This window comes from Mongoliimonas terrestris (genome assembly GCF_001927285.1).
GTDB lineage: Bacteria > Pseudomonadota > Alphaproteobacteria > Rhizobiales > Pleomorphomonadaceae > Chthonobacter > Chthonobacter terrestris.
The window spans coordinates 1-25,076 of sequence record NZ_MSIG01000027.1 but is presented as its reverse complement, the minus strand read 5'-3'; the positions used below and the strand labels follow the sequence as shown (position 1 = coordinate 25,076).

The 25,076-nt window shown below is 67.1% G+C and carries 27 protein-coding genes; 17 read left to right on the top strand and 10 right to left on the bottom strand.

All coding sequences use genetic code 11. From position 1 onward, the window contains the following. The first annotated feature begins 75 nt into the window (after nucleotides 1-75). Together BUQ68_RS21630 and BUQ68_RS21625 are read left to right on the top strand one after the other, a co-directional pair. Nucleotides 76-930 (top strand): branched-chain amino acid aminotransferase, encoded by an 855-nt coding sequence (locus tag BUQ68_RS21630; protein WP_075218111.1) that lies wholly within the window; start codon nucleotides 76-78, stop codon nucleotides 928-930. 126 nt (nucleotides 931-1,056) lie between these two features. Continuing rightward, nucleotides 1,057-1,788, top strand: a complete 732-nt coding sequence (locus BUQ68_RS21625; protein WP_075218110.1) for a DUF1194 domain-containing protein — start codon at nucleotides 1,057-1,059, stop codon at nucleotides 1,786-1,788. Nucleotides 1,789-1,821: 33 nt separating this feature from the next. Here the strand turns inward: BUQ68_RS21625 and BUQ68_RS21620 are convergent, their stop codons facing one another. The 5 genes from BUQ68_RS21620 to BUQ68_RS21600 all read right to left on the bottom strand — a co-directional run bounded on the left by BUQ68_RS21620 (nucleotide 1,822) and on the right by BUQ68_RS21600 (nucleotide 6,954). Then, nucleotides 1,822-2,703, bottom strand: coding sequence for a response regulator (locus BUQ68_RS21620; protein ID WP_075218109.1), 882 nt, complete (start codon nucleotides 2,701-2,703; stop codon nucleotides 1,822-1,824). Nucleotide 2,704: 1 nt separating this feature from the next. After that, nucleotides 2,705-3,265 carry a response regulator gene (locus BUQ68_RS21615; RefSeq protein ID WP_075218108.1) on the bottom strand — a complete coding sequence of 187 codons (561 nt, stop codon included), beginning with the start codon at nucleotides 3,263-3,265 and terminating at the stop codon, nucleotides 2,705-2,707. A gap of 163 nt (nucleotides 3,266-3,428) precedes the next feature. Next, complete coding sequence (locus BUQ68_RS21610) at nucleotides 3,429-4,022, bottom strand: superoxide dismutase (protein ID WP_075218107.1); 594 nt, start codon at nucleotides 4,020-4,022, stop codon at nucleotides 3,429-3,431. Nucleotides 4,023-4,193: 171 nt separating this feature from the next. Then, the gene (locus BUQ68_RS21605) at nucleotides 4,194-4,727 is read right to left on the bottom strand and encodes a DUF3833 family protein (protein ID WP_083656799.1); all 534 of its coding nucleotides are present in this window, start codon (nucleotides 4,725-4,727) and stop codon (nucleotides 4,194-4,196) included. A gap of 142 nt (nucleotides 4,728-4,869) precedes the next feature. Next, nucleotides 4,870-6,954 carry a S9 family peptidase gene (locus BUQ68_RS21600; protein ID WP_075218106.1) on the bottom strand — a complete coding sequence of 695 codons (2,085 nt, stop codon included), beginning with the start codon at nucleotides 6,952-6,954 and terminating at the stop codon, nucleotides 4,870-4,872. Between the two features lie 328 nt (nucleotides 6,955-7,282). Between BUQ68_RS21600 and BUQ68_RS21595 the strand changes: the two genes are divergently transcribed. The 10 genes from BUQ68_RS21595 (at nucleotide 7,283) to BUQ68_RS21550 (ending at nucleotide 15,852) form a co-directional block, all read left to right on the top strand. Next, the gene (locus tag BUQ68_RS21595; protein WP_075218128.1) at nucleotides 7,283-8,050 is read left to right on the top strand and encodes a motility protein A; all 768 of its coding nucleotides are present in this window, start codon (nucleotides 7,283-7,285) and stop codon (nucleotides 8,048-8,050) included. Between the two features lie 24 nt (nucleotides 8,051-8,074). Continuing rightward, entirely contained in the window at nucleotides 8,075-8,932 is an 858-nt protein-coding gene (locus tag BUQ68_RS21590; protein WP_075218105.1) for an OmpA/MotB family protein, read from the top strand. A gap of 208 nt (nucleotides 8,933-9,140) precedes the next feature. Further along, a complete protein-coding gene (locus BUQ68_RS21585; RefSeq protein WP_175577883.1) occupies nucleotides 9,141-11,498 on the top strand; it encodes a putative monovalent cation/H+ antiporter subunit A in 2,358 nt (785 codons plus the stop codon). Continuing rightward, entirely contained in the window at nucleotides 11,495-11,917 is a 423-nt protein-coding gene (locus BUQ68_RS21580) for a Na+/H+ antiporter subunit B (protein ID WP_075218104.1), read from the top strand. Before BUQ68_RS21585 ends, BUQ68_RS21580 begins: the two co-directional genes overlap by 4 nt. Beyond that, a complete protein-coding gene (locus BUQ68_RS21575; protein ID WP_075218103.1) occupies nucleotides 11,917-12,294 on the top strand; it encodes a Na+/H+ antiporter subunit C in 378 nt (125 codons plus the stop codon). Before BUQ68_RS21580 ends, BUQ68_RS21575 begins: the two co-directional genes overlap by 1 nt. Before the next feature lie 5 nt (nucleotides 12,295-12,299). Beyond that, nucleotides 12,300-13,898 carry a Na+/H+ antiporter subunit D gene (locus BUQ68_RS21570; protein ID WP_075218102.1) on the top strand — a complete coding sequence of 533 codons (1,599 nt, stop codon included), beginning with the start codon at nucleotides 12,300-12,302 and terminating at the stop codon, nucleotides 13,896-13,898. Continuing rightward, nucleotides 13,895-14,371, top strand: coding sequence for a Na+/H+ antiporter subunit E (locus BUQ68_RS21565; RefSeq protein WP_075218101.1), 477 nt, complete (start codon nucleotides 13,895-13,897; stop codon nucleotides 14,369-14,371). The genes BUQ68_RS21570 and BUQ68_RS21565 overlap by 4 nt, the downstream gene beginning before the upstream one ends. Continuing rightward, on the top strand, nucleotides 14,368-14,715 hold the full coding sequence (locus BUQ68_RS21560; RefSeq protein WP_075218100.1) for a cation:proton antiporter: 348 nt from the start codon (nucleotides 14,368-14,370) through the stop codon (nucleotides 14,713-14,715). Before BUQ68_RS21565 ends, BUQ68_RS21560 begins: the two co-directional genes overlap by 4 nt. Then, nucleotides 14,712-15,098 carry a monovalent cation/H(+) antiporter subunit G gene (mnhG, locus tag BUQ68_RS21555; protein WP_075218099.1) on the top strand — a complete coding sequence of 129 codons (387 nt, stop codon included), beginning with the start codon at nucleotides 14,712-14,714 and terminating at the stop codon, nucleotides 15,096-15,098. Before BUQ68_RS21560 ends, mnhG begins: the two co-directional genes overlap by 4 nt. A gap of 337 nt (nucleotides 15,099-15,435) precedes the next feature. Further along, a complete protein-coding gene (locus BUQ68_RS21550; RefSeq protein ID WP_075218098.1) occupies nucleotides 15,436-15,852 on the top strand; it encodes a Ros/MucR family transcriptional regulator in 417 nt (138 codons plus the stop codon). 232 nt (nucleotides 15,853-16,084) lie between these two features. On the opposite strand, the gene BUQ68_RS21545 is transcribed toward BUQ68_RS21550, so the two are convergent. Beyond that, entirely contained in the window at nucleotides 16,085-16,492 is a 408-nt protein-coding gene (locus BUQ68_RS21545; RefSeq protein ID WP_139315296.1) for a DUF6477 family protein, read from the bottom strand. Nucleotides 16,493-16,837: 345 nt separating this feature from the next. On the opposite strand from BUQ68_RS21545, the gene BUQ68_RS21540 reads away from it, so the two are divergent. Together BUQ68_RS21540 and BUQ68_RS21535 are read left to right on the top strand one after the other, a co-directional pair. After that, nucleotides 16,838-17,248: a helix-turn-helix domain-containing protein gene (locus BUQ68_RS21540; RefSeq protein WP_083656798.1), complete on the top strand. Its 411-nt coding sequence runs from the start codon at nucleotides 16,838-16,840 to the stop codon at nucleotides 17,246-17,248. Then, on the top strand, nucleotides 17,245-17,874 hold the full coding sequence (locus BUQ68_RS21535) for a DUF6456 domain-containing protein (protein ID WP_075218097.1): 630 nt from the start codon (nucleotides 17,245-17,247) through the stop codon (nucleotides 17,872-17,874). The genes BUQ68_RS21540 and BUQ68_RS21535 overlap by 4 nt, the downstream gene beginning before the upstream one ends. Nucleotides 17,875-17,899: 25 nt before the next feature. Here the strand turns inward: BUQ68_RS21535 and BUQ68_RS21530 are convergent, their stop codons facing one another. Together BUQ68_RS21530 and BUQ68_RS21525 are read right to left on the bottom strand one after the other, a co-directional pair. After that, nucleotides 17,900-18,322, bottom strand: coding sequence for a SufE family protein (locus BUQ68_RS21530; protein WP_075218096.1), 423 nt, complete (start codon nucleotides 18,320-18,322; stop codon nucleotides 17,900-17,902). Nucleotides 18,323-18,418: 96 nt separating this feature from the next. Beyond that, on the bottom strand, nucleotides 18,419-18,796 hold the full coding sequence (locus BUQ68_RS21525; protein WP_075218095.1) for a DUF5330 domain-containing protein: 378 nt from the start codon (nucleotides 18,794-18,796) through the stop codon (nucleotides 18,419-18,421). A 473-nt stretch (nucleotides 18,797-19,269) separates the two neighbouring features. On the opposite strand from BUQ68_RS21525, the gene BUQ68_RS21520 reads away from it, so the two are divergent. From BUQ68_RS21520 to BUQ68_RS21510, 3 genes are read left to right on the top strand one after another with little or no spacing between them, the layout of a single operon-like run. Next, complete coding sequence (locus BUQ68_RS21520; RefSeq protein WP_095407403.1) at nucleotides 19,270-21,015, top strand: ATP-binding protein; 1,746 nt, start codon at nucleotides 19,270-19,272, stop codon at nucleotides 21,013-21,015. A 5-nt stretch (nucleotides 21,016-21,020) separates the two neighbouring features. Next, nucleotides 21,021-22,004: a peptidoglycan-binding domain-containing protein gene (locus tag BUQ68_RS24040; RefSeq protein ID WP_210215673.1), complete on the top strand. Its 984-nt coding sequence runs from the start codon at nucleotides 21,021-21,023 to the stop codon at nucleotides 22,002-22,004. A gap of 39 nt (nucleotides 22,005-22,043) precedes the next feature. Continuing rightward, the gene (locus BUQ68_RS21510) at nucleotides 22,044-22,397 is read left to right on the top strand and encodes a DUF1491 family protein (protein WP_075218093.1); all 354 of its coding nucleotides are present in this window, start codon (nucleotides 22,044-22,046) and stop codon (nucleotides 22,395-22,397) included. Nucleotides 22,398-22,423: 26 nt separating this feature from the next. Here the strand turns inward: BUQ68_RS21510 and BUQ68_RS21505 are convergent, their stop codons facing one another. Together BUQ68_RS21505 and BUQ68_RS21500 are read right to left on the bottom strand one after the other, a co-directional pair. Then, the gene (locus tag BUQ68_RS21505; RefSeq protein WP_075218092.1) at nucleotides 22,424-23,491 is read right to left on the bottom strand and encodes an acyltransferase family protein; all 1,068 of its coding nucleotides are present in this window, start codon (nucleotides 23,489-23,491) and stop codon (nucleotides 22,424-22,426) included. Between the two features lie 269 nt (nucleotides 23,492-23,760). Beyond that, nucleotides 23,761-24,897 (bottom strand): DUF2336 domain-containing protein, encoded by a 1,137-nt coding sequence (locus tag BUQ68_RS21500; RefSeq protein WP_075218091.1) that lies wholly within the window; start codon nucleotides 24,895-24,897, stop codon nucleotides 23,761-23,763. Between the last annotated feature and the right edge of the window lie 179 nt (nucleotides 24,898-25,076).

Here is a 25,076-nt window from a genome sequence, read left to right as displayed (position 1 = left end):
GCGCTGGTTGACGCGGCGCCCGGAACGGACTTCAGTGGCAGCCCGAATGACCGGCGACGCGGAGCGCTGCACGACATGGCTGAGTGGTCGAAGACCTGGACCTTCCTGGACGGCGCCTGGCACGAGGGCAATGTGCCCATCATGGGCCCGCGGACCCACGCCTTCTGGCTCGGCTCCTCCGTGTTCGACGGGGCACGCTATTTCGACGGCGTGGCGCCGGACCTCGACCTGCACTGCCAGCGCGTCAACCGCAGCGCGGAAGCCTTGGGGCTGAAGGCCACCATGGCCCCGGAGGCGATCGCCGAGATCGCCCGCGACGGCTTCACCCGCTTCGACGGCAAAACGGCGCTCTACGTGCGGCCGACCTACTGGGCGGAGGAGGGCGGATTCATGTCGGTGCCGCCGCTCGCCGAATCCACCCGGTTCGCCATGGTGCTCTACGAAGCACCGTTGCCGGAGCCCTACGGCTTTTCGGCCACCACCACCCGCTTCCGCCGGCCGCTGCCGGAGACCGCGCCGCTCGACGCCAAGGCCGGCTGCCTCTACCCGAACAACGGCCGCGCGCTGATGGAGGCGAAGGCCAAGGGTTTCGACAACGCGCTCGTCTGCGACATGCTAGGCAACGTGGCCGAGTTCGCGACCGCCAACGTCTTCATCGTGAAGGACGGCGTGGTGCTGACGCCGGCCGCCAACGGCACCTTCCTCGCCGGCATCACCCGCAGCCGCGTGGCGGACCTCCTCCGCCGCGACGGCTATGCGGTGCACGAGACGATCGTCAAGGTCGAGGACGTGCGGACCGCCGACGAGATCTTCGCCTCGGGCAACTATTCCAAGGTGATGCCGGTGACGAAGTTCGACGACCGGGACCTGCAGCCCGGCCCTGTCGCCCGCAGGGCACGCGCCCTCTACATGGACTATGCGCACAGCTGAGGTCGCAGAAACGTGACCGGCCGGATCTCCGAAAAGTCCGGCCGGGTGCTTGTTCGAGCCGGCCGTCCGCTTGACCTTCCGGGTTCCCGCTCCACCATCGGACGGGCCTGAAACCGGGAGACGGCCATGCTGAAGACCGCCCTCGTGCTCACCCTCCTCGTCGGCTACGCCGCCGGCCCCGCGCCGGTCCGCGCCGAGGAGGTGGATCTGGAACTCGTTCTGGCAGCGGACGGGTCCGGCTCCATCGACGACGACGAACTCGCCTTGCAGCGCCGGGGTTACGCCGACGCCATCGTGAGCGAGGAGGTGCTGGACGCGGTCGAAGCCGGCCTCATCGGCAAGATCGCCATCGCCTACGTGGAATGGGGCGGGCCGACATCGCAGCATGTGATCGTGGATTGGCACGTGGTCTCCGACCTCGCGTCCGCCAAGGTGTTCGCCGAGAAGGTGACCACGCGGCCCCGGGCGGCCTACGGCTATAACTCGATCTCCGCCGCGATCGACTTCTCCGTCTATCTCATCGAGAACAACGCCTACGACGGCCTGAAGGCGGTCATCGACGTGTCCGGCGACGGGCCGAACATCGGCGGCCGGCCGGTGCAGGCGGCGCGCGACGACGCGGTGGCCAAGGGCATCACCATCAACGGCCTCGTCATCCAGCGGCCGGGCGGCATGGTGCGCCGGGTCAACGGGGAGCCGCTCAGCACCCACTACGAGCGGGATGTGATCGGTGGTCCGGGCGCCTTCGTGGTGGTGGCGGACGAGACGACGAGCTTTCCGGAAGCCGTCCGCCGCAAGATGGTGCTGGAGATCGCCGCCGCCGATCCGCTGACGCCGTCCGTGGTCATGGTGGACTGAACGAACGGACGCGCCCCGCGTTTGTCGGATCGGTCAGTCCAGGAAGAGCACGTCCTCGTCGTCGTCCGGCGCGGGGATCACGGGGGGCGGGCTGACGGCCGGGCGGGGCGGGGGCGGCCTCGTCTCTGCCGCGACGGGCGCCATCGGCGCCGGTCGGCGCGGGGTCACCACCACGGCGTTGAGGCGCCGGTTGGTCGGAATGCTGTCTGCCGGAATGACCGTGACCGGCCCGACGAGCACCGGCGGCAGAGTATCGATGTGGCGGTCCGGGAAGGCGGAGGCGGCGATCCGTGTCGTCTGCGTCGCGACGGCCGGGCGCGCGCGGGACGGCGGCGCCGCGGGTCGGCTGCCCGGCAGAGCGCCGCCGTAGCGTTGCAGCGTCTGCTGGCGCATCATGTCGTGCGCCCACGGAGTGACCACCATCTTGTCGTCGGCGATCCGCCGCTCCGGGCCGTGGTAGGCAGCGCCGGTGGTCCGCCGGCGATCGGGTCCGAAATAGCCGCTCCGGGTACGGATGTAGACGCGCGGGTGGTCCAGCATGGCTCGGATCCGCTGGGATATGGCGGCCGCGCTCACCGGCTTCTCGATCACCTCGTCGACGCCGGTGGCGACAGCCTCGCGGAGAAACGGCTGATCGGCCTCGGCGGTCACCATCAGGATCGGCATGATCCGGTTGACGATGCGGTCGTCGGCTCGAAGGTTCGCCACGGTTCGCCAGGGCGGACGTTGCCCGGCCGCGTGGTCGATGACGAGGAGATCGACGCGGCTGCGGGCAAGGCGGATCTCCAGCACCGTCTCGTCGGTGACGTACTCCAGGGCCGTGAACCCGGCCGTGCGGATCGTCTGACGCAGGAGGGCGCCGGATTGGCCGCCGTCGGCCAGGAGAACGATCACCGGAGGGGCGGTCGCAGTCACGTCAGGCCTCCAGGACTCCCGTGGTGTGGGTCTGTGCGGCAGCCAGCAGCGGTGCGATGCCGACGAAGGGCTGGGTCTGGCGGCGCCGGTCCGTGGGGAGGTCACCGGCCGGCCAGCGTCGGCGACAAGGGCCTACGTAGCCGGTTTCCAGGCTTACGTAGTGCCGCGGCGCATTGATCAGGCTGGTCAGCTTGCGGGTGATCTGGCCGGCCATGAGCGGGCTGAACAGGACCTCGTCGGCGCCCGTGGAGAAGGCGCTGGTCCGGCCCTGGTAGGATCGGCCGCTGGCGATCACCAGCGCCACGAACAGCCGGTTCAGCACCGCCCCGTCGGACCGGAGGTCGGAGATCAGCCGGAATCCGTCCGCCTGGGGCAGGGCGGTGGCGACGAGGACGACATCGAACCGACGGGTCCTCATGAGGGTTCGCGCGCCGTCAGCGTCCGCGGCGATCGTCGGGGCGGCGAAGGTCTCGTCCGCCAGGATCGTGCGAAGGGGGCGCGTGAGGCAGCCGGGCCCTGAAACCAGGACCGAGAGCCCATGCGAGACGGTGTTGCCTGCCATCTGTCCTCCGATAGCTCTGACGCACGCAACCGTACTGGTAAAAGCTGAAGGCTCGGTTTCCGCGGAAACTGTTGACGCCGAGATCGATCCGAAGGACGCCGCCAGAACGAAAAAGGCCGCCCGGGTGGGGCGGCCTTCGCGGACGATCTGAACGGGGTCGGGATCACGCCTTGGCGTAGAGTTCCGCAACGTATTCCCAATTCACCAGGCTGTCGAAGAAGGCTTCCAGGTACTTCGGGCGCAGGTTGCGGTAGTCGATGTAGTAGGAATGTTCCCATACATCGACGCCGAGGATCGGGGTCGCGCCGTGGACCAGCGGGTTCTCGCCGTTCGGCGTCTTGCTGACGACCAGCTTGCCGTCCTTGACGGAGAGCCAGGCCCAGCCGGAGCCGAACTGGGTGACGCCGGCCTGGATGAAGTCCTCGCGCAGCTTGGCGACCGAGCCGAAGTCCTCGACGATCTTCTTCTCCAGCTCGCCCGGAATGGCGCCGCCGCCGTTCGGCTTCATCCACTTCCAGAAGTGGATGTGGTTGAAGTGCTGGCCGGCGTTGTTGAAGAGGCCCGCGTTCTTGCCGAAGGAGCCGACGACGACCTCCTCGACGCTCTTGCCCTCAAGGTCGGTGCCCTTCAGGAGGTTGTTGCCGTTGTTCACGTAAGCAAGGTGATGCTTGTCGTGGTGGAACTCCAGGGTCTCGCGCGACATGTAGGGCGCAAGCGCGTCGTAGGAGTAGGGGAGTTCGGGCAGTTCGAAAGCCATGGACCGTCTCCTTGAGATGGGTTCAGGGACGAAGGGGGCGGGGCGTGCGGTGGAGGTCGACCGCTGGCCGGACCATAGAGGCTGGACCGGTCACGGGCAACGCCGCAGACCCGATTTAGGGCTGCGACAGTCCGATCCAAAGACCGGTCCCCGGTCAAAAACCTCCACTGTTCAACGGTGTTTCAGGAAGGTGACCTCGACGGTCCCGACCTTGAGGCCGAGGAAGCGCACGTCCGCGGTGTTGAGAAGCGTCCTGGCGTCGAGAAGTTTCAGCGTGTCCTCGAACCGCAGCTTGATGGGCTTGCCGTCCGCGCCTGAGACCTCCGCCACATAGCCCATGCGCACTACGCCGCCGTCGGCCCGCACAGGTACCACGCCGGCCACCTTGCTGCGCTGGCCGTCGTACTTGGCCGGACCGGTCTTGTCGAACCGCCAGACCGCCGTTTCCTTCATGCCGTCCTCGTACGCGATGTATTCGGTGAGGATGAGGGTGCGGCCGTCGAAGGTGCCGACCGTGTCGACCGTGAACGGGCGGCGGACGCCGGCGATGGGGCTGACGAAAAGGCCGGTGCCGCGGGTCCGTCCGGTGAAGAAGTCCTCCAGCACCAGCGGCGGACCGTCGTTCGCGGCGGCCGGACGGACAAGGCTCGGCGCCAGGGCGGCGCCGAGGACGAAGCGGCAAAGGCCGCGGCGATCGATGAGCAAGACGACCTCCCGGAAACGGTGTGTCGGCTCTACGCGGCCGGCGCCGTCCTTAGATCATAGGGTCGCGCTCACGTCCGCGTTTGCACGAACGACCGCCGCCGCGACCATGCCGCCGCGACCATGCCGCCGCGGACTGGCCCCCTCAGGCCCTGCCGACCACCTTCAACGCGAAGGCGTAGCGGAGCGCCACCTCCTTCAGGCTGTCGAACCGCCCCGATGCGCCGCCGTGCCCGGCGTCCATGTTGATCTGGAGGAGGAGCGGGTTGTCGTCGGTCTTCATCTCGCGGAGTCTCGCCACCCACTTGGCCGGCTCCCAGTAGGTCACCCGCGGATCGGTGAGGCCGCCGAGGGCGAGGATGGGCGGATAGGCCTTGGCGTCCACGTTCTCATAGGGGCTGTAGGAGAGGATGCGGCGAAAGTCCTCCTCGCTCTCGATCGGGTTGCCCCATTCGGGCCATTCCGGCGGCGTGAGGGGGAGGGTGTCGTCCAGCATGGTGTTGAGTACGTCGACGAAGGGCACCACCGCGACGACACCGGCGAAGAGGTCCGGCGCCATGTTGGCGACCGCGCCCATCAGCATGCCGCCGGCCGATCCGCCCATGGCGACGATGCCGCCGCGCCGGGTGAAACCCTCCGCCACCAGGTGCTCTCCGGCCGCGATGAAGTCCGTGAAGGTGTTGACCTTCTTCTCGCGCTTGCCGTTCCGGTACCAGTGGTAGCCCTTGTCCTTGCCGCCGCGCACATGGGCGGTGGCGTAGATGAAGCCGCGGTCGACGAGGCTGAGGATGGACGTGGAGAAGCCCGCCGGCATGGTGATGCCGTAGGCACCGTAGCCGTAGAGGAGCACCGGCGCGCTGCCGTCGACCGGCGTGTCCCGATGGTAGACGAGGGTGATCGGCACGCTCTCGCCGTCGGGGGCGGGGGCGAGGATGCGGCGGGCCACATAGTCCTCCGGCTCGTGGCCGGACGGCACCTCCTGGGTCTTGCGCAACTCCCGCTCGCGGGTCGCCATGTCATAGTCGTAGACCTGGGCCGGCGTCGTCGGCGACGAGTAGGTGAAGCGCACCATGTGGGTGTCGAACTCGTAGCCATCCGACACGCCGAGCGAATACGCCTCCTCGTCGAACCGGATGGCGTGCTCCTCGGCCGACTTCAGCTCGCGGATGAGGATGCGCGGCAGACCGCCCTCCCGCTCCAGGCGGACCATGCGACCCTTGAAGACGGTCATGGAGAGGATGAGCCGGCCCTGCTGGTGGGCCACCACGTCACGCCAGAAGGCGCGGCCGGGGGTGGCGAGCGGCGCCACGGCGATCTTGAAATCCTCCGCGTCGTCCGCGTTCGTCAGAATGTAGAGGTTGCCGTCCCCGTCGTCCTCCACGCCGTACTCCACCTTGGGATCGCGCGCGGCGACCAGGATGGGGTCTGCCGCCGGATCGTCGGCCGGCACGAGGCGCACTTCGGAGGTCTCGTGGTCGTGGCTGTCGATCACCAAGAAGCGGCCGGACTGGGTCTTGCCGACACCGACGAAGAAGCCGGGGTCGCTCTCCTGGTAGACGAGCACGTCCTCGGTCGCCGGGGTGCCCACCACGTGCCGGAAGACCTTCTCGGAGCGGTGGTTGTCGTTGAGCCAGGTGTAGAGGAAGGACTTGCCGTCGGCCGCCCACACCATGCCGCCGGCGGTGTTGGGGATCTCGTCAGCGAGGTCCTCGTCGGAGGCGAGGTCGCGGATCCTGATCGTGTGGTACTCCGAGCCCTTGTCGTCCACGCTCCAGGCGAGGAGCTTGTGGTCCGGGCTGTGAGCGACGCCGCCGAGGTGGAAATAGGCCTTGCCCTTGGCGAGGTCGTCCGCGTCGAGCAGCACCTGCTCCGGCCCGCCGTCGCGCAGGGTGCGGACGATGCGCGGATGCTGGGCGCCTTCCAGGTAGCGCGTGGCGTAGGCATAGGGGCCGTCCGGCGCCGGGACGGAGCTGTCGTCCTCCTTCATGCGCCCGCGCATCTCCTTCAGGATCGTCTCCTGCAGCGCCACGGTATCGGCCATGTAGGCATCGGTCCAGGCGTTCTCCGCCTCCAGGTGGGCGCGGATGTCGGCCGGAAGCTTGGCCGGGTCGCGGATCACGTCCTGCCAGGCGTCGGCGCGCAGCCAGCCGTAGGCGTCGACCAGCTCGACGCCGTGATGGGTCGTCGCGATCGGGCGCTTCTCGGCGCGGGGAGGCGTGGAAGTGGTCATGGAAACTCCGTCGATGAGGCGGCCCGCGGCCGGCCTTCGGTGCCGCCGCAGCTCATCGGGAGCAGCGGCCGGCGGTCGTACGTCCGCCCCTCGGTAACCGTGTCCGTCGGCAACATCAAGGGCGGTGACGCGGTCGCCCGCTTCCTCGCGCTTCCGGATCTCCGACAAGGGTGAGGACGCGCTTTCACGGCGACGACACGAGGGCCAGACAGGGGATCAATCGATAGCTTTACTCGCATTTAAGCTGTTCTGACGATGATCCAAGGCCAAGCGTGGCTGCCCCGCGGGTCGTGTCCGGGCGCCGCGAGCATACAACGAGGTCTTGTTCGTGGATTTCGCGACCATCATCGGTATCGTCGGCGCCTTCGCCGTCGTCGGCTACGCCATTTCGATGGGCGGCAGCTTTTCTATTTTCGTCGACATGCCGTCGATTCTGATCGTGTTCGGCGGCGGCATCATGGCCGCCCTCATCCGCTTCTCCCTCGGCGGCATCTTGGGTGCCTTCGTGCTCGGCTCCAAGGTGGCCTTCTCGCAGCGGTCTCTCTCGGCACGCGAGATGATCGAGGAGATCGCCGAAATCGCCGACGTGATGCGCAAGCAGGGCCCGCTCGGCCTGGAGACCATCACGCCGTCCGATCCCTTCCTGGCGGCGGGCCTTCGGATGATCGCCGACGGCTACGAGAGCACCTTCATTCAGGAGCAGTTGGAAAAGGAACGCGACCTGACCCTGGAGCGCCTGGAGGAGGGCGCCCGCGTCTACAAGGCCCTTGCCGACGCCGGCCCGGCCTTCGGCATGATCGGCACCCTCGTCGGGTTGGTGCAGATGCTCCAGGCCATGGACGACCCTTCCAAAATCGGTCCGGCCATGGCGGTGGCGCTTCTGACGACGCTCTACGGCGCGCTCATCTCCAACGTCATCTGCATTCCGGTCTGCGAGAAGCTGCAGGCCAAGTCGAAGGTGGAAGACGTCAACATGACCCTCGTCATCGACGGCATCATGCAGATCCGCAACGGCAAGAGCCCGAACGTCGTGCGCGAGGCGCTGAAAGCCTACCTGCCGAGCAACCAGCGCGACCAGGAACAAGAGGCCGCCTGACGGCGCCGCATCGGGAGAGGCGTCATGGCGCGCAAGAAGAAGGCCGGGGGAGGCGGCGGGGCACCGGAATGGCTGGTGACCTTCGCCGACCTGATGTCTCTGCTCGTCTGCTTCTTCGTGCTGATCATCTCCTTCTCCAACCAGGACGAGAAGAAGCTTCAGATCGTCGCCGGCTCCATGAAGGAGGCGTTCGGCGCCACCACGGAGGTGCGTCGGGCCGGCTTCATCGAGCGCGACGGCGTGCCCGAGAACGAGCACTTCCGCTCCACCACCGTCCAGCCGAAGGAAGGCCAGACGGACTATTCCAGCGAGAGCAACCCGGACAAGAAGGCGCAGGGCCAGGAGGCCAACACCTTCGACCTCGCCAAGGCGGAAACCGAGACGCCGCGCCGGTTCCTCGCGGCGGCGCTCACCATCCGCCAGGCGCTGCAGGACATGCCGGACTTTGCGGAGGTTTCCAAGTCGATCCATCTCAGGGCCGACGAGGAGGGGCTCCACATCGAGTTCACCGATCAGGATGGCCGGGCCATGTTCGCGCAAGGAAGCGACCAGCTCTACAGCCACGCCGAACGGCTGTTCGCCCGCGTCGCGCCGGCGCTCCGGGAGCTGCCGAACCGGATGACCATCACCGGCCACACCACCGTCGCCCGCGGCGTCGCGACCGCGGACTACTCCCACTGGGAACTCTCCGCCGACCGCGCGCTTGCCGTTCGCCGCTATCTGGTCCGCTCGGGGCTGCCGCCCGGCCGGATCGAGGCGGTGGTGGGGAAGGGCGACAGCGAACCGCTGTTCGAGAACGATCCAGGGCTGACCGCGAACCGCCGCGTGACCATCCTCCTGATGGACGAGGCGCCGCCGATCCCGTTCGACCATCAGCTCTAGAGCTGTTCTCCACCGGCTCCGGGCGCCGATGCCGGTGGAGAACAGCTCCTGGTTTTGTGTACCGGTTTGCCGTCCGACATGACGAAAGTGTCAGGTCGGAATGCACCCCAGACGACCACCGGAGGGGTGGATTGCCGTCGTGAATCGTCTAGGGTCGCTCACCAAGCCGCCCGTATGAGGTCAACCCCGGAAGCGCAGAGCCATCGCCTTGACAGATCCCTCGCCGGCCCCGACCTGGATCCTCCTGGCGCTCGCAGCGCCCTTCCTCGCCGCGCTGGTCGCCCCGACGGTGCACCGGCTGTTCGGGCGGGCCGCCGCCTTCGCCCTCGCCGCCGTCCCGCTCGCGGCCTTCGTGGGCTTCCTCACCCTGCTCGGACCGGTCGCCGACGGCGCGCGCCTCACCACCGGGTTCGACTGGTGGCCGTCCTACGGCGTGCGCTTCTCGCTCCTCGTCGACGGCCTGTCGCTCGTCTTCGCGCTCCTCATCACCGGCATCGGCACGCTGATCGTCATCTACGCCGGCGGCTACATGAAGGGGCATCCGCAGGCCGGCCGGTTCATGAGCTTCATCCTGCTCTTCATGGGCGCGATGCTCGGCCTGGTGCTCGCCGATGACGGCATCACGCTGTTCGTCATGTGGGAGGCGACGTCGATCACGTCCTTCCTCCTGATCGGCTTCGACCACACCCGCGCCCGGGCCCGCCGGGCCGCCCTCCAGGCACTGGTGATCACTGGCGCCGGCGGCCTCTGCCTGCTCGCCGCCGTCCTTCTCATCGGCGGCGCCACCGGCACGCGCACCCTGTCGGAGGTGGTGGCGACCGGAGACGTGATCCGCGGCTCCGACCTCTATCTGCCGATCTTCCTCCTCGTCCTTGGCGCGGCCTTCACCAAGTCCGCCCAGGTGCCGCTCCACGTCTGGCTGCCGAACGCCATGGAGGCGCCGACGCCGGTGTCGGCCTTCCTGCACTCGGCCACCATGGTGAAGGCCGGCGTCTACCTCCTGATGCGCCTCCACCCGGTGCTCGGCGGCACCCCGGAATGGACCACCGTGCTGCCGATCGTCGGCGGCCTGACGCTTCTAACCGGCACGCTGATGGCGGTCCGCCAGACCGACCTGAAGCTGATGCTCGCCCAGACGACGGTCGCCTCGCTCGGTCTCCTCGTCCTCCTCGTCGGCGTCTCCACCGACGCGGCGATCGTCGGCGCGGTCGGTTATCTCCTGGCGCATGCCTTCTTCAAGGGCGCGCTCTTCATGATCGCGGGCACCATCGACCACGAGGCCGGCACCCGCGACGTGACCAAGCTCGGCGGCCTGCGCAAGCTGATGCCGATCACCTTCGCGTCCGCCCTGGTGGCGGCCGTCTCCATGGCGGGCCTGCCGCCGATGATCGGCTTCGTCGCCAAGGAGGCGCTCTACCTCGGCCTCGACGAGGCCGGGCGCACCGCGCTGATCGCCGTGGCGGTCGCCGGCAACGCCCTAATGCTGGTGATCGGCTTCGCGGTGGCGCTGAAGCCCTTCCTCGGGCCGGAGGTGCATACTCCGAAGCACGCCCACGAGGGGCCGCTGGAACTGATCCTCGGGCCGATCGTCCTCGGCGCCGTCGGCCTCGGCGCCGCGCTCTTCCTGCACGGATTCAGCGAGATCATCGTCCTGCCGATGGCGGGCGCCATCACCGGTCGGCCGGTCGAGGCGGACCTGCACCTGATCCCCACCTACGTGTCGACGCCCCTGATCCTCTCCATCGTCACGGTCGCGCTCGGGGTCGTGGCCTATCTGGCGCTGACGCCGCTCCGCGCCGCGGTCGACGCCGTCGTGCGCGGCATCGGATGGGGGCCGGACCGGGGCTTCGACCAGATCGTCGCCGGCCTCGTCGGCTTCGCATCCGTCGTCGTGCGGGTGGTCCAGCCCGGGCGGCTGGAAGCCTACATGGCCATCGTTCTCGGGCTGGCGGTCGTGACCCTGCTGGCACCGCTCCTGCTTTTCGGCGAGCTTCCGGCCTGGCCCGCCTTCCCGGACCTGACGGCCCAGGAGGCGGTCGTGATCCTGATCGCCGTCTCCGGCCTGGTCGCGGTCGTCGTCGCGCGGACCCGGCTGACCTCCATCGTGTCGCTCGGGATCCAGGGCTTTGCCGTCGCGGTGATCTTCGTCCTCTTCGGCGCGCCGGACCTCGCCTTCACCCAGTTCATGGTGGAGACCTTGTCGGTCGTGATCCTGGCCCTGGTGCTCACGCGTCTGGCCCTCGGCGAACGGGACCACCGGCCGCTCCGCCAGAAGGTGGTCGACGCGGTGATCGGCGGTGGGCTCGGGCTCGCCTTCATGCTGGTCCTCCTGAAGATCACCCAGGCGCCGTTCGACCGCACGCTGACGGACTTCTACGACACCTATTCGCGCACCATCGCGCACGGCCGCAACGTCGTGAACGTGATCATCGTGGACTTCCGCGGCCTCGACACCCTCGGCGAGATCGCGGTCGTGATGATCACCGGCCTCGCCATCCTGGCCCTCGTCCGCGTGAAGGCCCGGACGCCCATCCTGCCGACGCCTGAGACGGGGAAGCGCAAATGAACACCATCATCTTCCGCACCATCTCGCCGGTGCTGGTCGCCCTGACGCTTCTCTTCTCCGTGTTCGTGACGCTGCGCGGCCACAACGAGCCGGGCGGCGGCTTCATCGGCGGGCTGATCGCCGTCTCGGCCTTCGCGCTCTACGGCCTCAGCCACGGCGTGCCGACGGTCCGCCACGCCATGCGCTTCCACCCGATGGAGATCGCGGGCTTCGGCCTCTTCCTTGCTGGAGCGTCGGGCATGCTGTCGATCGTGTTCGGCGTGCCTTTCCTTACGGGCCTGTGGGTCTTCCCCACCATCTTCGGCGTCGAGGTGGCGCTGTCGACCCCGATGTTTTTCGACATCGGCGTCTATTTCGTCGTGACCGGGTCGATCACCTCGATCGCGCTGGCTCTGGAAGCCCGGGAGGGCGGCGTCTGATGGAAACCGCCCTCAGCGTCCTCGTCGGCCTGTTCCTGGCGACGGCCTTCTACCTGATGCTGTCGAAGAAGATCATCCGCATCCTGCTCGGCGTCGCCGTGATGGGGAACGGTGTGAACCTCTTGATCTTCACGTCCGGACGGCTCACCCGGGAACTCCCGCCGATCATCGCTACGGACGCCTACGTGCTGCCGCCGGGCGCCGCCAATGCGCTGCCCCAGGCGCTGATCCTGACGGCCATCGTGATCTCCTTCTCCTTCTTCGCCTTTCTCCTGGTGCTCGCCTTCCGGGCCTACCAGGACCTCGGCACCGACGACACGGACGCCATGCGCTTCGCCGAACCGGTGGTCGACGACGGTCCGCCCCAAGGATACTGACCCCCATGGCCGCTCCGGATCCCAACGCACCCGCCGTCGACATCGCCGCCGCCATGGTGACGGCGCCGTCCACCTTTGCCGACTGGCTGCTCATCCTGCCGGTGGCGGTGCCGCTCCTCACCGGCGCCATCCTGGTGATGGTGCGCCACCACACCCACCTGCACCGTCCCCTGGCCGGCGCCGGGCTGGCCATCCTCCTGGGGTTGAACCTTCTGCTTCTGCAGCGGGTCGTCACCGAGGGACCCGTCACCATGATGATGGGCGGCTGGCTGCCGCCGTTCGGCATCGCCTTCACCGCCGACGTGCTCGGTGCCACGTTCGCCACCACGGCGGCCTTCGCGGCGCTGGTGGCGACGGCGACGGCAGGCCCGTCCATCAACACCGCCGAACGGCGCTACGGCTTCTACCCCTTCCTGATGCTCCTGATGACGGGCGTCACAGGCGCCTTCCTGACCGGCGACATCTTCAACCTCTACGTCTGGTTCGAGGTGCTGCTCATCTCCTCGTTCGGGCTTCTGGTACTCGGTTCGGAGAAGCGGCAGATCGACGGCACGGTGAAGTACGGCATCCTCAATCTCGTCGCCACCACGCTCTTCCTGGCATCGGTGGGGCTGCTCTACGGCACGCTCGGCACGCTCAACATGGCCGACATCGCCGCCAAGGCCCGTGCCGCCGGGCCGGAAGCGCCGCTCGTCACCATCGCGGCGCTGTTGACCTTCGCGTTCGCCATGAAGGCGGCGGCCTTCCCGCTGAACTTCTGGCTGCCGGCCTCCTACCACACGCCGACGCCCACGGTTTCGGCCCTCTTCGCCGGCCTCCTCACCAAGGTGGGCGTCTATGCGCTCCTGAAGGTCGGCGTGCTCCTCCTCGGCAACCAGACGGGAGCCTTTTCCAGTGTCCTCGTGGTGGTCGCCGGTTCCACCATGGTGATCGGCGCGCTCGGGGCGCTGGCCGGATCGGACCTTCGCCGCATCCTCGGCTGGCTGGTGATCTCCGGCATCGGCTCCATGCTGATCGGCGTCGCGGTCGGAACGCCGACCGCGCTGACCGGATCCATCTTCTACGCGGTCCAGTCCATGCTGGTGATGACGGCGCTCTATCTTGCCGCCGGCGTCATAGAGGCCCGTTGCGGCACCGGCGATCTCCGCCGGCTCGGCGGCCTCTATGCGGTCAGCCCGCTGTTCGCCGGCGTGGTGCTGGTGCTCTTCTTCGCGGTGGCCGGCCTGCCGCCCTTCTCCGGCTTCTGGCCGAAGGCGATCCTGGTGGAGGCGACGCTGGCGGCGGACCTGCCGTGGCTCGCCGCCGCCGTGCTGGTCGCCGGCTTCCTGCAGACGCTGGCCGTCGGCCGCGTCTGGCTTTACGCCTTCTGGCGCGGCGGCCCGGAGGGTACGCCCGATGGCACCCTCCAGCTTGCCGGCATCGGCAGGATCGAGGATCCCGCCGACCGGATCGCCCTTGTCGGCCCCGTGGTGGTGCTTGCCGGCGCCGTGGTGCTGATGGGCCTGGTCCCGACCGTCGTCGGCGGCCTTGCCGAGGATAGCGCCCGCGGCCTGATCGACCCGGCGGGCTTCACCGCCCGTGTGCTCGGAGCGACCGCCCCATGACCCACTTCATCGCTCTTGCCGTCGTCCTCGCCGGCGTCTGGGGTGCCGTGACAGGCTCCTTCTCGATCGTCAACATCCTGTTCGGGTTCGCCCTTGCGTGCATCGCGCTCTCCATGGTGAAACTCGACCTGTCGGCCGGCAGCGGACGGGTTCGACCGCTTGCGGTGATCTCCCTGTTCGGGCTCTTCATCGTCGAGTTGCTGAAGTCCGGCTGGCGCGTCGCCAAGATCGTCGTGCGGCGCGACATGCGGCTGGAACCGGCGCTCATCGCCTATCCGCTGACCGTGACCGGCGATTTCCAGATCACGCTCCTGGCCAATATGATCACCCTGACGCCCGGCACCTTGTCGGTCGACGTCTCCGACGACCGGCGGCTTCTCTACGTGCACTGCGTCGACATGCCGGATGCGGATGCGGTGGTCGCCGACATTCGCGACGGGTTCGAGAAGAAGATCATGGAGGCGTTCGGATGAACCCGAAGGACATCATCGACATCGCCGCCGACGTCACCATGATGATGCTGTCGTTTGCGCTTCTGCTGGTGGTCGTGCGCATCGTCCGCGGTCCGACCCTGCCGGACCGGATCGTGGCGCTCGACCTTCTGGTCGGCGTGGTGATCGGCTTCATCGCCACCATCGGCCTCAAGGCCGAAATCTTCCAGTATCTGGACATAGCCATCGCGCTCGGCCTCGTCGGGTTCCTCGCCACGGTGGCTTTCGCGCGCTTCGTGATGACGCGGGGCCGGGCGGGCGACGCGGCGACGACCTTGCCGGACAGTGGACCGGACAGCGCCTATTCGGGGGAGGTTCGCCGATGACCATGCTCTTCGCGCTCGTCACGGCGGTCTGCCTGCTGATCGGAGGAGCGTTCGCCATCGTGGGCGCGCTCGGGATCCTGCGCTTCCCGGACGTCTACACGCGCATGCATTCGGCCAGCAAGGCCGGCACGCTCGGGTCCGGCTTCTGCCTGCTGGCGGTCGCCATCTGGGCCCCCGATTTCAGCGTTACCACGCGGGCGTTGGCGGGCGTGCTCTTCTTTCTTCTGACGGCACCGATCTCCGCGCATCTCCTGGCCCGCGCGGCCCTCATCGCCGGCTATGCTCCGGTGTCCGCCGGACGGCCGGGTGACGTATCGTCAACCCTGTGCCCGCCTGACCGCGCAAACGAACTGCCGGTCGGCGAAGAACATCGTTCCGTCTGATTCGTCCTCTGCCGTGGGGCTTTGGCTGCGCCCGTGTAGAAGGCTGCAAATGCGGTCGAAATGACGAACGAATGTGTCGTATCGTCTGTCGAAGCTGCATGGTTACAAGTCTACCATTGCACCGCGCCACACCATACGTGTGAAAACATTGAACGTCCGCTTGTGTTCCTGGCCGAAGAGCGCTATCTGGAAGCAACTGATATTGCCGAGCGGCAACGAGCGTCGCAACCTGAAGAAGCCGCCCCATTTGATCGGCACAGGTGGTTCCAGGTGCGTCGTTTATCCTGGTTTTTCCGGGATTCTCGATACAGATCAAAAGCAAGGACTGGTCAGAAACATGAGCGAAGTTGACGACAACGGTACGGTGATCGACCTGGCTGCGCACATCGTCGCGGCGTATGTCGGTAACAATTCCGTCGCCGCCGCCGATTTGCCGAACCTCATCTATGAGGTCGTCGGCGCGTTGAACCGGGTGCAGGGCGCTCCGGTCGAGGCCGAGCCCGAGCCGGCCAAGCCCGCCGTCCCGGTCAAGAAATCCGTCACGCCGGACTACATCATCTGTCTGGAAGACGGCAAGAAGTTCAAGTCGCTGAAGCGGCACCTGCGCACCCACTACAACATGTCGCCGGAGGAATACCGCGAGAAGTGGGGCCTGCCGGCCGACTATCCGATGGTGGCGCCGAACTACGCGGCCGCCCGTTCGGAACTGGCCAAGAAGATGGGCCTCGGCCAGCAGCGTCGTCGCGGCCGCTGAGCGGCGAGCGGGCGGTCCCGCGGGGCGCGCGGGTCTCCGTCGATCGACATCGACCGGCACGCGGCCTGTTAGGCCACATCGACGAGGTTTGAAGAAACGCGGTCCCGTAAGGGGGCCGCGTTTCGTGTTTTCACCGCCCACATCGAATTCAGCCCGCAGCCAACGGAGCCGCGACGGTGCCGCACGGACGCGCGGCCGTGGGCAGCAGGCTTCGATCCGCCGCACGACCGCGTCAGCCGCCTGCGGTCGGCGACCCGCGGGGACGGCGATGGGTCTCGCGGGCAAGGCGCGCCCGTTCGGCGCGGAACGCCTGCAGCAGGCCGATGTGGCGATTGAGGTCGTAGGTCCAATGGCCGGCACGCCCCCGGTTGCGCTCCGACCGCAAGGCCCGGGCAAGCGCCTGGCAGATCCGGGCCGTGTCGATGTGCCGATCCGAGGCGACGAAGGCGGTGTCCCACGGGATCAGCCGGGGCAGATGAACCGCCCGCTCGTAGAGCGCCGCACCCTCCCGGACCACCCGAGCGGCGACAAGCGCCCGTGTCCTATGTGCCGAGCGACGGTCGATGGGCGGACCGCCGCGGCTTGAACCAAGATGGGCGAACGGCTCCGACGGGTGTGGTGGACGGCGCGGCAGGGTCACGGGGCGAGTTCTCCGAACGGGGAAGCGCCATGCTCGCACGGCTCCGGAGAAGGGGGATAACTGGCTTGGCGTCCCCGTCCGGCCGCAGGCTGTACCAAGGGCCGCACGAGGCGTCGATACGTGACGCCTGCAATCCAAGATAGTGGCTTTCTGCCCCGCCGCGGTTGCAGCTCCGCTCGGCGGCGAAGTACGACCGGGAAGTCCCCGTTCAATTGCCAGGGGTTACAGCAACCGGGGTGCGCCCGCGAGGTGCTAACCATGATTCGCACCGACAACCGAAAGTTATCCCCGTTTCCCTGGGCCATGGTTTCCTGTCTAGGCAAATATTCCTAGAAGGGTGATCAGATGCGCCAAACTCTGTTGAAATGTCCCTTCAATCTGGACGGCCGCACGGTCGCGGCTCCGGTGGATGATCGGGCGGTCGTGGACTTCGTCGAGCAGGTCGTGCTGCGCGCTTTCGATCTCGGCGCCGACACGTTGCGCCACCCGACGCGGGGCCGGCAATCGCCGGCGCGCGCCCGCCAGGTGGCCATGTACCTCTTGCATGTGCGGCTTGGCGTGACCCTCTCCACCTGCGCACGCGCCTTCGGCCGCGACCGCACGACAGCGGCCCACGCCTGTCGTCGGGTGGAGGACATGCGGGAGAACCACCGTCTCGATGTGCGCCTGAACAGCCTGGAGGCTGCGATCGACCGCTGGGCGGCGCTCCGAAGACCGCGCATCGGCGACCGCCGTCGTCGGGGGGGCGCACGATGAGCCGGCCGGTGCGTCGCCCGGTCGCCGCGCGGGCAGCGATCGTCAAGCCGGCAGACAAGGTGCGCGGTCAGGCCAGGCAGGCCGCCGTCGTCCGCCGAACCGTCGCCGGACCGGACGGTCGGCGGGCGGAGGTGGACCTGAACGAGGCCGAGAGCCCGCTCGCCTGGCTGCGGAGCCGTCGCGACAAGGACGGCAGCCCGCTCATCGACGCCGCCGCCTTCACGGCGGGCGAACGGTTCCGCGCCGACTTCACCGTCGCCGGGATGATGGCGCGCACGACGATGAACTGGGAGGGTCTTGGCGCGCCGACCGAACGGCGGCGGTCCGGCGCGTCCGGCGGCCTCCTGGTGACGGAAGCCGCCATGGCGGCGCGGGATCGGGTGAACCGCGCCATCACCGCCGTCGGGCCGGAACTTGCAGGCGTGCTCGTGGACGTCTGCTGCCATCTGAAGGGGCTCGGCGACGTGGAGCGCGCCCGCGGCTGGCCGCTCCGATCCGGTAAGGTGGTGCTGAGGATGGCCCTCGCAGCCCTGGCGCGCCACTACGGGCTCGACGAGACGGCCGAGGGCCCGAAGGCGACCGCGAAGCACCATTGGGGCGCAGCGGACTACAGGCCCAAGGCTTGACCACTGTGGGCAGGGCCCGTCGCGCTCAGGCGGCCGCCGCGGCCGCCGCGGCCTCCCGGCGGAGGCGGTCGACCATGGAACGCAGCCCGTTGGAGCGCTGCGGCGTCAGATGCTCGCGCAACTGCAACTCCTCGAAGATCCGCTCCGGGTCCGTGGTCAGGATCTCGCTGGCGGGCTTTCCCGAGTAGGTGGCATGGAGGATCGCGATCAGGCCCTTCACGATATGGGCGTCGCTGTCGCCCACGAAGGAGAGGCGCGGCTCCCCTTCGGCGCGGTCGACCGATGTGTCGATCCAGACCTGGCTGGCGCAGCCCCGCACCTTGTTCTCGTCCGTGCGGGCGGCTTCCGGATAGGGTGGCAGCGATCGGCCGAGCTCGATGACATAGCGGTAGCGATCCTCCCAGTCGTCCAGGAAGGCAAAGTTCTCGCGGATCTCGTCCAGGGTCATCGTTTGCGTCATCCTCGTCGGCGCCATGCCTCAGCATATAGCGGCAACGAGGCGGGTATGAAGCGCGACCGACCTGTTTTCGCCGCGCGCGCGCCCTCAGATGCTGTCGCCGACCGGTGCCTGCGGCGTCGGGCCACGCCAGGGGGCCTGGAGATCCTCGTCGGTCAGCGTGCCGGCGTCGGACGCGGGCGTGGCGGCGGCCAGCTGGTCGTCGATGAAGTCGGCGAGCATGCGGGCGCCCGCCTGGGCCTTGACCGCAAGGGTCGTGCCGAAGCGGCTGCCGATCTCGCACGTGCTCGGATTGCGGTCGCAGAAGCTCCCGGCGTCCGCCAGAGCATCCTCGGCCACGATCATCGCCTCCCGGGCCGCGATCGGCCGCACGCCCGCCGCTTCCACCTGGCGGGCGGTTTCCTCATCCACCGGAATGAGCAGGATCGCGATGGTCAGCCAGAACGCGGTGCGGATCAGAAACATGGTCGGTCTTGGTCCCTGGTCGGCTCGCCGCCTGCCGTCTCTGTCCGGCCGGCCGGGTCTCAAAGCGGAGGAGTCCGAACCGCCGCACCATGCGCCAGCACCCTTTGCGATCCGGTTCAGCCGGTCGATCAAAACGCGACGCGATTTATCGAGAGTTGGCGGCAAGTTTTCCTACAATTCGATCGAGTCTGAAAAGTGCGCGTCAAATCAGCGGCTTGGATGCGGCCGTCCCCTTCCGGTCCGGCTGTTTACACGCGCTTAACCATGCTGACGATCGGTTCCCCCGCGACCGGCCGGAAGCGCCATTTCGGCCTTGCGAGAGACATGCGTGCCGCTCCCATCAAGACTCCTTAAAGGGGGCTGTGCGACCGTTCGGGGACAACGGCTTCAGCCGCGGCGACCCGATTGAGTGGGGTAGCGTATTGCGTATCGACGAGGTCTCTCGGGCTCTTGAGCGGTGTTTCGACCCGCTCGTGCACGCGTCGGCTCTGCCCGATGCGGCCCGGCACGCCCATCATCGTGCCTTCATCGCGACCCACGTCGGAAGCGGCATCCTCGCGCTCGCCCTCCTGCCGCTCGGCTTCGTGTTCGACGACGCGTTCGCCACCCTCGCCAGCGTCGTGCTCGCCATCATGGGGCTTGAAGCGCTGGTCGGGCTTTTCGTCAGCCGCACCGGCCGCATCGACAGCGGATATGTGCTCTCCGCGCTGCTCCTCACGATGCTGGCGTCCGTCGTCGCGGTCTTCACCGGCGGCCTCTCGTCCTTCGCCTTGGTCTGGTTCGCCGTGGCGCCGATCGAGGCGGCGCTCTCCAACAGCCGCCGGGTCATCGCCGCCGCGGCGGCCATCGGCGCGCTCGGCCTGGCGGTCGTCGCCGGCATCACCCACTTCGGCTTCCTGCCGCAACCGGTCGGCATCGCGGTCGACGGCGCGCTGGCAAGCGGCGCCGCGGCCGTGGTGGCGCTCGTCTACGCCGCCATGGTGGCGATCCGGATCGAGACCCAGCACCGGGACGCGGAGCGCCGCGCCCGCTCGGTGGAGAGCCGCTACCGGCTTCTCGCCGACACCATGATCGACGTGGTCACCTGCCACGGCGCCGACGCGGACGTCACCTTCGCGTCGCCGGCGGTGAGCCGCCTGCTCGGCGTGCCGCCGTCCGCCCTGATGGGCGACGGCCTCTTCCGCCGCGTCCATGTGGCCGATCGGCCCGCCTATCTGACGGCCCTGTCGGAGGCCATCTACCGGGGCCTCTCCGCCGTGCAGTTCCGCCTGCGCCGGGGCGACGAGGGCGAGCCGGAGAGCTGGGTCTGGGTGGAGACGCTGCTCCGCCGCTCCGAGGAGGCGGCGGCCGGCTTCGGCGGGGTGGTCGTGGCCGTCACGCGCGACATCGAGCACCGCAAGGCGCAGGAGGACGAGATCCTCAAGGCCCGGCAGGACGCCGAGGCCGCGAGCTTCGCCAAGACGCGCTTCCTTGCCAACGTCAGCCATGAACTGCGTACGCCGCTCAACGCCATCATCGGCTTCTCCGACATCCTCGGCCAGGAGATGTTCGGCAAGTTCGAGTTCGAGCGGCACCGGGAATACTCCCGCCTCATCAAGGACTCCGGCGAGCACCTGCTGCAGGTGGTCAACGACATCCTGGACATGTCGAAGATCGAGGCGGGCAGCTTCGACGTGACGCCGGAGCCGTTCGACCTGAAGCCGGTGCTGGACCGCTGCGTGCAGATCATGGAGCCGCAGGCCAAGCAGGCCGGCGTGACCCTGCGCCTGGACGTGGAGGACAACATGCCCGAACTGGTGGCCGATCGGCGGGCCTGCCGGCAGATCATCCTCAACCTCCTCTCCAACGCCGTGAAGTTCACCGACCGTGGCGGCGAGGTGGTGTGCGGCGCCCGGCGGGATGGCCGGCGCATCGCCTTCTATGTGCGCGACAACGGCATCGGCATCGCGCCGGAAGACCTGCCGCGCCTCGGCAATCCGTTCGTGCAGGCCGACAGCGGCTACGACCGGCGCCGGGAGGGCACCGGCCTCGGCCTCTCCGTGGTCAAGGGCCTCGCCGCCCTCCACGGCGGGGACATGACCATCGATTCGGCGCTGGGCGTCGGCACCACGGTGACCGTGAGCCTGCCGCTCAACTGCGACCGCGAGGCGACTCCGATCGCCGTCCACAAGGCCCGCGCAGAAGCCGGGCAGACCTTCCGCGCCGCGAAGAGGGCGTGAACCGCATGGCATCCAAGGGACGTCGACGGCAGAATGCCGATCCGCCCAGGCGGGGCTTCGCCGCCACCGCGCTCGATCAGACCCTGTCCAACCCGATGACCGCCATCGGCAGCGTGGTCATGGTGGTCGTCGGGTCGGCCATCCTGACCAACGCGCTGATGATGCAGCCCGGCGCTCATCCGGCCCCGCTCTTCAACGGCACCAGCCCGTTGCCGAGCGGACGCGTGATGCCGCCGCCAACCGGCAAGGTCGCCGTGGAGACCGATCGGATCGGCGATCTGTTGGGCGCACCTGCCGCCATCGATCCGACGCTTCTGGCCGACACCCAGTCCGCCCTGAAGGCGCTCGGCGTCTACACCGGGGCCGTCGACGGCCTGGACGGTCCGATGACCCGCGCGGCCATCCGGGCCTTCCAAGGCACCCACGGCCTGGAGCCGACCGGCGAGCCGTCGCAGGATCTCCTGACCATCCTCAACGTCGCCGTTCCCCACGGCGCCGGCGTGCCGGCCGTCGAAACGCCCGCCGCCGCGGTCTCGGCGCCCGCGCTTGCCGAACCGTCCGTCGCCACCGATCAGCCGATACCCGATGTGCCCTTGCCGCGACCGTCACCGCTCCGCAGCGGCACGCTCGTCGCCGAAGGCGCGGAGCACGCGTCCGTCGACAAAGGCCCGACCGCCGTCGCGCCGGTGACGCTCCGCTACACGCCGGACGCCGCCGACCGGCCGTCCTTTGCGGCCGAGCCCACGGCGCCCGCTCCGGTCAGCGAAGCCGCACTGGAAGCGCCTCAGACGGATCCGCGCCTTGCCCGCATCCAGGAGGCGCTCGACGCTGCCGGCTACGGGCCGTTGCGGGCCGATGGCCTTTGGAGTCAGGAGACCAGCGAGGCAATCCGCCGGTTCGAGGAGAATCGCGGGCTTGTCATCACGGGTCGGATCAACGAAGCCTTCCTGGCGGAACTGGTGAAGATCGGCGGTCTCGTCACCCCTTGACGGGCGCCGACCGGTCTTCCGCCGCTGGACGAGGGCCCGATGCAGCGCGTGACGTCCGACTTCTTCGTGGCCGCCTATGTGCGCCGCCGCAACGGCGAGGGCCGCTTCACCGCGGTCGTGCGCAAGGGCGCCGCCGAAGCAGGCGCCATCTTCGTCAAGGTGAGCCGGCTCGACGGCACCGCCGACCTCTACGGCCCGCTGCCTCAGATGTTCACCACCGACCTCGACCCGGCGATCGCCGGCGGCCGCGTCTTCGAGCGGCTCGCCGTCGGCGCGCCGGACCGCGAGGTGGAGGACCGCCTGACCCGCGAGCGCGTTTTCGACACGGACTGCTGGGTCGTGGAGACGGAGGCCCGCGACGGGGATCACGGGCTCGATGTGCTGGATTTTTAGGCGCCGTGAAGTTCCGTATCTTCGAATCAAGAGGCTATCGCCTTTGGCGCCCGTACCTCAAGGCTACGCCCAAAACTCATCGCCGGCTTTTCTATTAGGCGGTAAGTTATCGAAGCTAGTGGCAGGGTGACAACGAAGGCAAGAATTACGAACGCAAACCCTGAAACGTTAAAGTATTTTAGAACATCCAGTATAGGAGCATGAACAAGATATACTGAGTAGCTGATGATTCCAATGGGAAAAAGCAAGCTCACGAACCTGAACTGATTGTTCCGGCGCCCCATAATCCAAGCTGTAAGGGCTACGCCAACCGCCCAATTGTTTATCACGCACTGGAAAGTTGGGTTCAAGTCATGTGATTGACCGTGTATACCAACGCCAGCGTAAAGCGCAGCTGCAATCACCGCCAGATAAGATCCGAAGGTGACACCAAAAAAGCGGCCGGTTATCTGGCTCGTGTGGAATCGCAGCCAAAGCAACCCCATGAAACATGCTAAGAAATAAGTTAATCTTCCAAATGGAAGGCGTACATCAAGCGCAATAGAGATTGCGACAAGCGATAATATAGAAATCAAAGGAAAATAGAAAACAAACTTATCGAAGCGTTGTAGTCCTATAAAATAAAGTAAAAATATGCTAATGTACCAAACTAGCTCTATAAAAAGCGTCCAGGATCCACCAACATAGTCTGGATATCCAATCCAAGACTGAACAAAAATAAGATGAGGAACAAGATATGGAAGTGATGCTGTCGGTTTCTGAAACAGAACGCTGTCTAAAGTTAAAGTCAGTAAAAATACAAAGAAATAAAGCGGATATATTCTAAACGCTCTTTTGATCCAAAAGGTCTTTAGCTTCGATGCGGTGTCGCCATCTAGGCTCTTTGGAATAATATATCCACTAACAAAAAAGAAAATAAGGACACCAGTTTGCCCAAAGCTAAACACAGTTTGACCGAAACCATCTTTCGTTGGTGCAATGAATCCAGCACCGGATAGGGAGTGTTGTAAAATAACTCCCAGGCAGGCTATGGCGCGCAGTAAGTCAAGAAACTGGTATCTCGCCGTTGAATGATCGCCCGTCGCTTGCGTCATTCGTTGTGCTCCAAGATTTATTACAAAGAAGAACGAAGTAATCGCAAAAATAATCAGTGTGGGATCTCAAGCGAAAGAGAAGACAGTATAGATCAAACCGCCGGCGCGCTGAAAGCCTACATAGTTCTACCGTGTTCATGTAGGCAGCGTCAAATATTAAAAACAGAATATAGGTGACACTTGTCTGCGACGGTTGTTTGCGGATCATTAGAAGTAACGAGGCGCTCATGTATGATAGTCTCGTAAATTAACGGAAAAATCCTTGGCGTCTATCCTTGTTTGCCGTCCCGTACAGCTTGGTAGCTACTGGGTATGGCCGGCCGTGTTGCCGGCGCGCCCGCCCGCACCGGTGTCCCGGCTTCGGCGACCGGCTGGTGGCGCGGCCTGCGTTCAGGCAGAGGCTGCCGGTCGGCGCGCCAGCGGCTGACCAGGATGGCGGCCGAGCGGGAAGAGACGCTTTCGTTGATGTCGACCAGGCGCTTCAGCTGGAAATAGTCGCGCTGCGCCGGACCGCCGGTGAACATCAGGATGCGGGTCACCAGCGCCGGATCGAGATTCACCGCCTTCAGCGCGATGGCGAGGGGTTCGCCGCCGGCGTCGAGCACCAGGCGCCGGGCAAGCGGCGTCTCGATGCCGAGTAGCACCGAAAGTTCGGCCGCCAACCCGTCCGGATCGCCGAGCACGGCCGCGCGGGACAGCGCCTGCGCGCGCTCCGGCGAGGGCTCCGGCGGACGTGGAATCACGGTCTTGGCGGCAAAAGCCCGGAGCGCCAGGATTTCCAGGCCCTGCAGCACACGGCGGCGGCCGCGGCTGTCGAGGTCGAGGAAGAGATCGGTCAGTGCCGTGTCGTCCAGGTCCTCCACCCGATTGCCAAGCGCCTCGGCGATCCGAGGTCGACCCTGGGCCGCCGCGAGCACCAGCGGCATCACATGGGCGGGAATGCGGACGTTGGTGTTGGCAAGGAGGATCGGCAGGTCGTCCGTCGACAGGTTGCGGACGAGCGCCTCGACCAGCGCCGGCGAGGCCGATCGGCGGCGCGCAAGGGCGCGCAGGTGGTCGGGACTGCCTGTGGCCACGAGCGCGATGAGGTCGACCTCCGGGATCGTCTCGGCCCCGATGATGATCGCCTCGGCGACGCTGATGTCGTCCGCCATCAGCGCGCGCAGGACAGCCGCCGGTGATTCCCGGTGCCGGGCCAGCATGGCGGCCACCTGGCGGCGGTCGTCGAGCGGGGTGATCCGGAGAAGCTGCAGCGCCAGCTCCTCGTACATGTGGATTTCGGCCGGGATGTGGGCGGTTTCGGAGACGAACAGCTCGGTCGAAGCCTTCAGCAGCGCCCGGCCCCGATTGGCATCGGACGCCTGCGCCAACTGGAAGACACCATGGGGAAACCGCGCGGATGCCATGGGTGATTGGGTCTCGATCGCCGGGGGAGTCGTGTGGCGATGAGAATGCCCCTCGATTCGCTAACGTCCTGTTAACCGAGATGGCCGGGAAAGCCCGAAGCCCGCGGCTCTCCGGACGGAGGAGCCGCAGGCCCTGGTCGTCGAGGGGGCGGCCGATCAGAAGAGGATCGGCAGGAAGT